The organism is Arthrobacter sp. Y3225116 (genome assembly GCF_059091245.1).
Window position 1 is genome coordinate 1 of the sequence record NZ_JBNHGL010000109.1, and the last position, 9,371, is coordinate 9,371.

At 68.5% G+C, this 9,371-nt stretch carries 9 protein-coding genes and 1 pseudogene; 4 read left to right on the forward strand and 6 right to left on the reverse strand.

The annotated features are described in order from the left end of the window. Nucleotides 1-517, reverse strand: a pseudogene (locus tag AC5RV2_RS10980) (ABC transporter ATP-binding protein); the annotation flags it as partial. Nucleotides 518-698: 181 nt separating this feature from the next. Between AC5RV2_RS10980 and AC5RV2_RS10985 the strand changes: the two are divergent. Further along, nucleotides 699-1,820, forward strand: coding sequence for an LCP family protein (locus AC5RV2_RS10985; RefSeq protein WP_494092354.1), 1,122 nt, complete (start codon nt 699-701; stop codon nt 1,818-1,820). A gap of 211 nt (nt 1,821-2,031) precedes the next feature. Here the strand turns inward: AC5RV2_RS10985 and AC5RV2_RS10990 are convergent, their stop codons facing one another. From AC5RV2_RS10990 to AC5RV2_RS11000, 3 genes are all read right to left on the reverse strand, one after another. Next, complete coding sequence (locus AC5RV2_RS10990; protein WP_494092355.1) at nt 2,032-2,883, reverse strand: DUF2382 domain-containing protein; 852 nt, start codon at nt 2,881-2,883, stop codon at nt 2,032-2,034. Nucleotides 2,884-3,150: 267 nt separating this feature from the next. Beyond that, nucleotides 3,151-3,852: a response regulator gene (locus AC5RV2_RS10995; protein WP_494092356.1), complete on the reverse strand. Its 702-nt coding sequence runs from the start codon at nt 3,850-3,852 to the stop codon at nt 3,151-3,153. Nucleotides 3,853-3,935: 83 nt separating this feature from the next. After that, the gene (locus AC5RV2_RS11000) at nt 3,936-5,117 is read right to left on the reverse strand and encodes a sensor histidine kinase (RefSeq protein WP_494092357.1); all 1,182 of its coding nucleotides are present in this window, start codon (nt 5,115-5,117) and stop codon (nt 3,936-3,938) included. A gap of 126 nt (nt 5,118-5,243) precedes the next feature. Here AC5RV2_RS11000 and AC5RV2_RS11005 point away from each other — a divergent pair, with 126 nt between their 5' ends. The 3 genes from AC5RV2_RS11005 (at nt 5,244) to AC5RV2_RS11015 (ending at nt 7,977) form a co-directional block, all read left to right on the forward strand. Then, nucleotides 5,244-6,308, forward strand: a complete 1,065-nt coding sequence (locus AC5RV2_RS11005) for a 3-isopropylmalate dehydrogenase (protein WP_494092358.1) — start codon at nt 5,244-5,246, stop codon at nt 6,306-6,308. A gap of 64 nt (nt 6,309-6,372) precedes the next feature. Next, a complete protein-coding gene (locus AC5RV2_RS11010; RefSeq protein ID WP_494092359.1) occupies nt 6,373-7,476 on the forward strand; it encodes a branched-chain amino acid aminotransferase in 1,104 nt (367 codons plus the stop codon). A 126-nt stretch (nt 7,477-7,602) separates the two neighbouring features. Then, nucleotides 7,603-7,977: a DUF1304 family protein gene (locus tag AC5RV2_RS11015; RefSeq protein ID WP_494092360.1), complete on the forward strand. Its 375-nt coding sequence runs from the start codon at nt 7,603-7,605 to the stop codon at nt 7,975-7,977. A gap of 83 nt (nt 7,978-8,060) precedes the next feature. Here the strand turns inward: AC5RV2_RS11015 and AC5RV2_RS11020 are convergent, their stop codons facing one another. Continuing rightward, nucleotides 8,061-8,681: a hypothetical protein gene (locus AC5RV2_RS11020; protein WP_494092361.1), complete on the reverse strand. Its 621-nt coding sequence runs from the start codon at nt 8,679-8,681 to the stop codon at nt 8,061-8,063. Between the two features lie 63 nt (nt 8,682-8,744). After that, nucleotides 8,745-9,143 (reverse strand): DUF7793 family protein, encoded by a 399-nt coding sequence (locus AC5RV2_RS11025; protein WP_494092362.1) that lies wholly within the window; start codon nt 9,141-9,143, stop codon nt 8,745-8,747. Nucleotides 9,144-9,371: the final 228 nt, after the last annotated feature.

The window sequence follows — 9,371 nt, forward strand, 5'->3', positions numbered from 1 at the left end:
AGCGCCCGCGCCACGGCGACGCGCTGCTGCTGGCCGCCGGACAGCTCGTGGGGCCGGTGCGCGAGGCGGTCGGTCAGGCCGAGCGTTGCGGTGACATAGCGGAACCACTCCTGGTCCACCGAGCCGTTGGCCAGGGAAATCGGCAGCGTAATGTTCTGCTCCGCGGTCAGCGTGGGCACCAGGTTGAAGGCCTGGAACACGAAGCCAACGCGCTCGCGGCGCAGCCTGGTCAGCTGGGAGTCGTTCAGCGAGGTGATCTCGGTCCCGCCGATCCAGAGGTTGCCCGCATCGCGGTGTCCAGCCCGGCCAGGCAATGCATCAGCGTGGACTTGCCCGAGCCGGACGGGCCCATGATCGCGGTGAACGAGCCGGCCTCAAAAGTGGCGTCCACCTCCTTCAGGGCGTGGACGCGGGTGTCGCCGGTGCCGTAGGTCTTGTTCAGGCCGCGGGCCGCGGCCGCCGGGGTGGCGCCGCCCGGGGCAGCGGCGGCGGGGGTTTGCTCAGTACTGGTCGTCATACCCTTACGCTATGGAAACCGCGCCCGGTGCGGATCAGCCGCAGGTCTGGTCTCCGCTGCCCGCCGGCTCATACCCAGGGTGGAGAGTACCCCGCCGACGGGAGGGGCTGTCTGAGCGGGCGCAGCGCCGTCATGCGGTGAAACCTTTGCACGGCGGCCGGGTAAGCGGGAACATAAAGCCATGAAACTTGCCCGCCTCGCCGCGCTCCCGCTCGTCTCCCTTCTCCTCCTGACCGGCTGCGCGCCGAAGGCCGAGCAGCCCCGCCCGCTGCACTCGGCAACTCCCAGCCCCAGCAAGGTCGAGACCGGTAAGATGCCCGAACCCCTGGCCGAGCTGGCCACGGCCATCTACGAGGGCGGCGACGTTGCGGCCAACAAGATTACTGCTGGTGCGCTCGCAGACCGCACCCCGGTCGAAGCCAAAACCACGGTCAAGGCTGCAACCGGTAAATGGAACGGGCAGGAGATGGCCGTCCTGACCTCCGGCGACGATGTGACCCTCGCCGTCGACAAGGACGGAACGTGGACGGCGGTGGGCGGCTGGTGGCCCTCGCTCGACGTCGACAAAACCGTTCTGGGCGGCAAGCGCCACGTGCTGCTCATAGGCTCCGACGCGCAGAAGAGTAAGGGCGAGAAGGTTCGTGAAGCGCGGGCCGATGCCCTTCAGGTGATCGGCGTGGACGGCAAGGGCGGAGGCGGCATCCTGGGCATTCCGCGGGACCTCTGGGTGGACATGCCGGGCGGCGGCCAGGCGAAGATCAACGCGGCCATGATGCGGGGCGGACCCAAGGCACAGCAGAAGGTCGTGTCGGACGTGACCGGCCTGAAGGTGGAGGGCTACATCCTCACCGGTTTCAGGCAATTCGAGGACCTGGTCGATGAAGTAGGCGGCGTCACCGTTGACGCCCCGATCCCGGTGCTGGACGTCAAGGCGGGCAAGAGCAAGCTCGACGGCGAGACGGCGCTGGACTACGCCCGGGAGCGGAAGACCCTGCGCAACGGAGACTTCGGCCGCTCCGCGCACCAGGGGGTACTGTTGCTCGGATTCGCCGCCGTGGCCAAGATGAGCGGGCCGGCCGGGCTGGTCGACCTGCTCACCGCCGCCGATCCGCTGGTCGAAACCAACCTGAGCGCGGAGCAGGCGCTGACGCTGGGCGCCTGGGTCTACAAGACCAAGCCGGCCAAGGTAGGGCACCAGGTCCCCGAGCCCGGCTTCGGCTACAGCGCGGACGGCCAGTACATGCTGCCCATGGATGCCAAGACCCGCAAGATCTTCGGTTCCTTCGCCGACGGCAATTTGTAAGCGCGCCGTCGAACGGACTTTTGCATCGGACTGGAACAGCTGCTCAGCGGTCTCCTGACCGGACAGCCCTGAGGCGATGAGAATGCCTCGCGCTCGCAGTGCTACGGCAAGGGCCTGCCGGCGGCAGGTGGCGCCCCTACTGCCCGGGCAAACGAAAGGCCGGGGCAGGGAGTGCTCCCTGCCCCGGCCTTTCGCGTCGGCCAGCCCTGGGCTAGCGACGACGGGTGTCGTTGTCTGTGCCGTCGGTCTCGATGTTTTCCTTACGCACCTCTTCGTCGACCCTAACCTCGTCGGTGACGGTGTCCTTTTCGAGCCGGACCCGTTCCACCGGGACGGTCTCCTTCTCCACAACCGGCCGCTCCTCGTGGAGCGTGACCTCGTGTTCCTCTTCGCTCAGATCGGGGCCCGCCATGGCGTCACCGCGGTTGGCGTCGGTGATCGGTTCGCGTTCGATGCGCACTTCCTCGCGCTGGACCGGAACGGTCGTGGTGACATTTTCGGTGGTGACGTACTTGCGCAGCCTGGCCCGGCCGGTCGCCTGCTTCTCGGTGCCGACATGCAGGCGCTCCTCGGAGCGCGTCATGGCGTCGTCGGTCGTGGGACCGGAAGTGTCCCGGCCCACCGTGCCCGGAGCGTCCTCGGTATACGTGCCGCGGGCGTCGTCGCTGCCGTACTGCCCGGTGCCGGTGCCGGTAGTGGTGTAGTCGGTGTCCCGGCCGCTCGTGGCGTCGGTGTAAGTCCGGCCGCCGCCCAGCTGATAGTGCGCGTAGAGCCGGTCCTCCTCTGCGGGCTCAAGGTAGCCGTCCACGTCAACCCGCGGGGCGTCCTTGATCTGGTCCTTGGTGTAGGGGACCACGATGTCGTTACCTTCGATGCGGGCGGCTTCGAGCGGGACGAACGATTCCGAGGAGCCGAACAGGCCGGTCTTGGCCGTGACCCAGGTGGGCCGGCCGCTGTCGTCATCGGCATAGATCTGCCCGATGGAGCCTATTTTGTCCCCGTCGTTCGTCACGACGTTTCCGCCGCGGTTGAGCAGGCCGTCGATTTGTTCTTGGGCGAGCATGGTGTCTCCTTAGGATTCGTCCGATGTCTCTGGAGCGTCCGGGTCTTTGGAGGGTCCGGGTCTTTGGAGGGTCCGGTGCCCGTGTTGGGCATGATCCCCGCAGCCCTTAACGATTTAACCTAAGCATGCTTATTAATCCTTGGCAAGGCCCACGGGAAGCGCGGCCACACTCGAGGCCGGAGCCCAGCCCACCGCTCGCGGCCCAGGGCCACCGGCCCGTGGCGAGGGGAAATGCCAAAGCCGGAGGCGCGCCCGACGCCGAGCCCGCTACGGGCTGACTACTCCGGTTTCGTAGGCGATCAGCACGGCCTGCACCCGGTCGCGGGCGTTCAGCTTGGCGAGGATGTGCCCCACGTGCGTCTTCACCGTGGCCTCCGACAGGAACAGCCGGGCGGCGATCTCCGGGTTCGACAGCCCCCGGGCGATCAGCGTGAACACCTCGCGTTCCCGCGGGGTCAGCGACTCGACCGCCCGATGGTTCCGGCTGAGGGACGGACTGGGGGTGCGCAGCAGCGGGGCCACGTGGTCCAGCAGCCGCCGCGTGGTCGACGGGGCGATGACGGCGTCTCCCCGGTAGACGGTGCGGATGGCCTCCAGCAGCTCCTCCGGCGGCGCGTCCTTGAGCAGAAATCCGCTGGCCCCGGCCTGGATGGCGGCCAGCGCGTATTCGTCCAGGTCAAACGTAGTCAGGACCACCACCTTCAGCTCGGCCCGGTCCGAACCGCAGGGCTGAGCGGCCGCGGTCTTGAGCAGCTTGGCGGTCGCCTCAATCCCGTCCATCCCCGGCATCCGCACGTCCATGAGCACGACGTCGGAGCGCACCCTTTCGAGCGCGGTCACCGCTTCGCGTCCATCGCCTGCCTCGGCCACCACCTCGAGGTCGGGCTGGGAGTTGATCAGCATCTTGAAGCCCCCGCGGACCAGCTGCTGGTCGTCCACCAGGGCAACGCGGATAGGAGAATCGGTCATCGGGATCTTTCTGGGTCGGCGGTCCTGCCGCTGGCGGCTAAGTTCCGCGCGCAAGGGCGCGTCGCTTCGGGCGTGCCCGGGGCTCAGGCTTCGGTGTAGGGGATGAAGGCGCGCACGCGGAATCCGCCGCCGGTTTGCGGAACGGCCTCCACGGTTCCATCGTAAAGCGCCAGCCGTTCGGCCATTCCCGTCAGGCCCTGCCGGCTGCCGGCGGTGGCGGGATCGGCGGCGGCGCCTCGGCCGTCGTCGTCAATGTGCAAGCCGAGCCCGCGGGCGGTCCAGTGCAGGTGGACCCGGGCGGAGGCCTCCGGGCCGGCATGCTTGAGGACATTGGTCAGGCCCTCCTGCACCACCCGGTAGCCGGTCAGCTCGGCGCCGGCCGGCATCGGGCGCCGTGGCTCGCCGGACTGTTCCAGCTGCACCGTGAGCCCGGAGCGCCGGACGGTTTCCACGAGGGTTTCCACATCGGCCAGCGTCGGCAGCGGCCGGGTGGACGCGACCTCGTCCCCGCGCAGTACCCCCAGCAGCCGGCGCATGTCCCGCAGCGAGGTTCGCCCGGTGTCCGCGATGGTCGCCAGGGTATCCGTGGCAACCGCCGGGTTCTGTGCGCTGGCGTACCGGGCGCCGTCGGCCTGGGTGATGATCACCGAGAGCGAGTGCGCCACAATATCGTGCATCTCGCGGGCTATGTGGCTCCGCTCGTCGGCGGCGGCGAGGTCCCGCTCCTGCTGCCGCTCCACCTCCAGCCGGCGGGCCCGGTCCTCGAGCGCCTGTACCGTGAGCCGGCGGTTCCGCACCAGGTCGCCGAAGGTCCAGCAGACCAGCACCACGGCATCAATGGCCACGAGCGCGATCAGGTAAAACGGTGCCGTGCCCGCGGTGAGCGGCTCGGTGATCATGTACCGCACCACGTAGAGGGCACCGCCCAGCAGCGCCAGCACCAGTCCGCCCAGGCTCGCCCCGCGCGGTCCGTAGGCCGCCAGCGAGTACACCGTGGCCAGGACAAAAATGTGGGCCGGGACCGGCTCGGCCAGGAGCGCGACGTTCAGCAGCGCGGCAACGGCCATGGCCACGCCGGATTGCCACGGGCGCGTCCGCCGCCAGGCCAGCGGAATGATGAGGAGGGCGGAGAGGATAAACGGTGCCAGGCTGCCCATCGCCACGTAGGACAGCGGCAGCACGGCGAACGCCGCCAGCATCAGGATCAGGTCGACCTTGCCGGTGTTGGCCTGGAACCAGCGGTAGATGTTGTGGTGCATGCCCATGACGGAAAACTCTAGGCCGTGAAGACCGCGGTCCGCGTCATGCCCAGGTCTGAGCCTGGGGCCGGAAGTGTTCACATTCTGGGACGGTTTGCCCAGAATGTGGAATGGTTTCCTAAACTTGAAGCCATGAGCGCAGCAGCGAAGGCATTCTCCCTGGCAGTCATTCCCGGCGACGGCATCGGACCGGAGGTCGTGGCGGAGGCGGTGAAGGTCCTCACGGCGGCCACTGCCGACGGCGGCGCCACCTTCGACCTGACCGAATACCCGCTGGGCGCCGAGCACTGGCTCGCCACCGGCGAGACCCTGCCCGAGGAGACGCTGGAGCGGCTCCGCAAGCATGACGCGATCCTTTTCGGCGCCGTCGGCGCCGCCCCCGGCGACACCCGGATTCCGTCCGGCGTCATCGAGCGGGAAATGCTGCTCAAGCTGCGCTTCTCCCTCGACCACTACGTGAACCTGCGCCCGGCCAAGCTGCTGCCCGGCGTGGCCAGCCCGCTGGCAAACCCGGGCGAGGTGGACTTCGTCGTCGTCCGCGAAGGAACCGAGGGGCCCTACGTGGGCAACGGCGGCGCCCTGCGCGTGGGCACCCCGCACGAAATCGCCACCGAGGTCTCGGTCAACACCGCACACGGGGTGGAGCGCGTGGTCCGCGATGCCTTCCGCCGCGCGTCCGGCCGACGCAAGAAGCTCACCCTGGTCCACAAACACAACGTGCTGGTCCACGCCGGGCACCTGTGGCGGCGCACCGTGGAGACGGTCGGCGCCGAGTTCCCGGACGTCGCCGTCGACTACCTGCACATCGACGCGGCCACCATCTTCATGGTCACGGACCCGGCCCGCTTCGACGTGATCGTCACCGACAACCTGTTCGGCGACATCATCACCGACCTGGCCGCCGCCATCACCGGCGGCATCGGCCTGGCGGCGTCGGGCAACATCAACATGGACCGCACCGCGCCGTCCATGTTCGAGCCGGTCCACGGCTCGGCGCCGGACATCGCCGGCCAGCAGAAGGCCGACCCCACGGCAGCCATCCTGTCGGTGGCCCTGCTGCTGGAGCACCTGGGCCTCGCGGACGCGGCCGCCCGCGTGCAGCAGGCGGTGGAGCACGACGTCGCAACCCGGGGGAGTGCCTCCCGCACCACTGCGGAAATCGGCGATGCGATCACCGCCGCTTTGGCAGTAGGGTAGTTAACGGTTACTAACCAGAATCATTATTTGACGCACAAGGGCGTGCCCTCACCGCGGAGGAACCATGACTGAACCCCTCGAATTTAGCCAGCAGCTCTCGGAACGTCCGAAGAGCGCCGAGGAGCGCGCCGCCATTTTGGCGAACCCGGGCTTCGGCAAGCACTTCACGGACCACACGGCCGTCGTCGACTACAAGGTCGACGCCGACGGCAAGGGCAGCTGGTCGAATGCGCGGATCGAGCCTTACGGGCCCATCATGATGGATCCGGCCGCCGCGGTGCTGCACTACGGCCAGGAGATCTTCGAGGGCCTCAAGGCCTACCAGCACGACGACGGATCCGTCTGGACCTTCCGGGCCGAGGCCAACGCCGCCCGCCTGAACACCTCGGCGCGCCGGCTGGCCCTTCCGGAGCTGCCGGAGGAAACCTTCATCGAGTCCCTGCGCCAGCTGGTCACCACCGACAAAGCCTGGGTTCCCTCCGGCGACGGCGAGGCGCTGTACCTGCGTCCGTTCATGATCGCCACCGAGGCGTTCCTGGGCGTGCGCCCCGCCCACGAGGTGTCCTACCGTGTGATCGCCTCGCCGGCCGGCAACTACTTCGGCGGCGAGCTCAAGCCGGTGTCCATCTGGCTCTCCGACCGCTACTCCCGCGCCGGCGAAGGCGGTACCGGCGAGGCCAAGTGCGGCGGCAACTACGCCGCGTCCCTGGCCGCGCAGCTGGAAGCCGAAGCCAACGGCTGCCAGCAGGTGCTGTTCCTGGACAAGTTCAACGACAACGCCATCGAAGAACTCGGCGGGATGAACGTGTTCTTCGTGTTCAAGGACGGCAGCCTGGTCACTCCGGAGCTGAACGGCCACATCCTGCACGGCGTCACCCGTTCCTCGGTGATCGAGCTGGCCAAGGACCGCGGCCTGGACGTGCAGGAACGCAAGATCACCATCGACGAATGGCGCGACGGCGTGGCGGCGGGGGACATCACCGAAGCCTTCGCCTGCGGCACGGCCGCGGTGATCACCCCGATCGGCGAGCTGAAGGCCGACGGCTGGAGCATCGCCTCGCCGAGCGCCCGGTCCGGCGACGTGTCCATGTCCATCCGCCAGGAGCTGCTCGGCATCCAGACCGGCGCCGTGGAGGACTCCCGGGGCTGGCTCACCCGCTTGGCCTAACCGCCCCTTGGCCTGACCACCCGCCTGGCCTGACCGCCCGTCTGGCCTGACCGCCCGCCTGGCCTGGGCACCCGCCTGGCTTAAACGCCGCTTCCGTTCGCGCACCGGCCGGGCCACACTGGGTCCATGACGGTGGCGGCGTACGTCCTGGCGGCGCTCTTCGGAGTGATGTTGATTGCCGTTGGCGCGGCGGAGGCCTTCTTCTACCGCGACCAGCGCTTCCACCGGTTGTTCCTCATCCGGCCGGAGGACCTGGGCGCGGTGCGGCTTTGGACCATCAACGTGGGGTTTTACAACATGGTCTGGGGTCTGGGCGCCCTCGCCGGCGTGATCATCGCCGCCGACGGCGGCCCGGCCACCGGCGAAACCATCATCGTCTTCACCTGCATCGCCCACGTGATCCTCGGGGCCGTGCTCTGGTTCTCCGAACGCCGCCTGTGGCAGAGTGCGCTGGCCCAGTCGGTCCTGCCGCTGGTGGTCCTGCTCCTGTTGTTCCTCTGAGTCGGAACCACGACGGCGGGGCACACCTTCCGGGCCCGCCCACCTTCCGGGGGCCCCTCGGGGAGCCCCGGAAGGTGCTGCGGCTAACGCTTCCGGGCTGCTGCCTTGCGCTCGGCGGCCTTCCGGGCCTTCTTGGAGACCGGCTTCAGCGCCTTGCGCTCGGCCTCTTCAGCGGCGATCCGGTTCTTGCGGGCGTCCACCAGGTCGTTCCACAGCGCGGTGGCAAAGCTGCCGCCGTCCCGCGCGTAGACCTCGTACGGGAACGAAGCGAAGATCCCGGCCGGCGTCGCCGTCCCCGGGAGTTCCTTCCCGCTCTTGAGCGCGTAGGCGTCGCCGAGCGCCCAGGTTTCCGACAGGAAACGGGCCAGGTTCTCGCGGATAAACACATTGGCGTCCGGGGCGTCGGCAGCCAGTTCCAGCAGGGCCTGCAGCCGGGAGGACGCCAGGGCCGCTGCGGCTTCGGCGGCATCCGCGCCGCTCCCGGCGGCGGCCTCGAATTCTGCAGAGAACTCCTGGACTGCGGCTTCCCAGTCGGTCGTCTCGCGGTTTTTCTGCCAAGTGGGGAACCACACAATGTCCCCGTTGGCGTGGTTATGGATGTGCTGCATCCCGCTGTTGCGCTCGGCCACCGCATGGTCGTGCTCGGCCACGTCATATTCGGCCAGCAAATCGGCCAGGGACGTGGTGTTCTGGGTATCCGCCATGGAGTTTTCCTATCCTGCAGCTGCAAATGGTTCCATCAAGGGCAACCCAGCCGCAGCACGGACTTATTCCGTCTCCACCGCGGCAAGGCGTCCGGCATGTGTCGCCAGCCACTGACGCGCCTCGGCCTCGCCGTCGAAATATCCCGTCGGGAAGTCATCCTTCGCGAAAATCCGTACGAAGAAGCTGGCGAGCACCCGATCGACCGCCCCGTTGCCGAGCACCGCGAGGGCAACGCACGGCGTGAAGGTATCGGCGATCAGCCGCGCCTCCGGAGTCACCCAGCGCACGCCGGCCATTTTCAGCAGCACCGCTACCTGCCGGTCCCCGGCGACGTCGAGGAGGTGGTCGACGATGTGCTGCGCGAGCTCGGCACCGACGCTGAGGCCGCGCCGGACAGTCAGCACCAGGAGGCCATCCCGGCCAAGCTGCACGTCGTACTCTGAGTAGACTTCCGCGAGCACTGATCCCCCATCCGGCCGGGAAGATGCGCGCATCGCCCAGCCCTCGTCCGGCCGCCGTTGGCGGGACTGCAGGTGCCTAGCGTAGCGAACATCGTCAAGCCGCCGGTACGGGCCCGGCAAGTGTGACGGACGTTTTGCCGCGAGTGTGACCGATGCCGTCCGGCCCGGCGGGAATGACGACGGCGGCGGCCGCCTCCCGGCGGTGCCTCCCCGGCGGCCGCCTCCCGG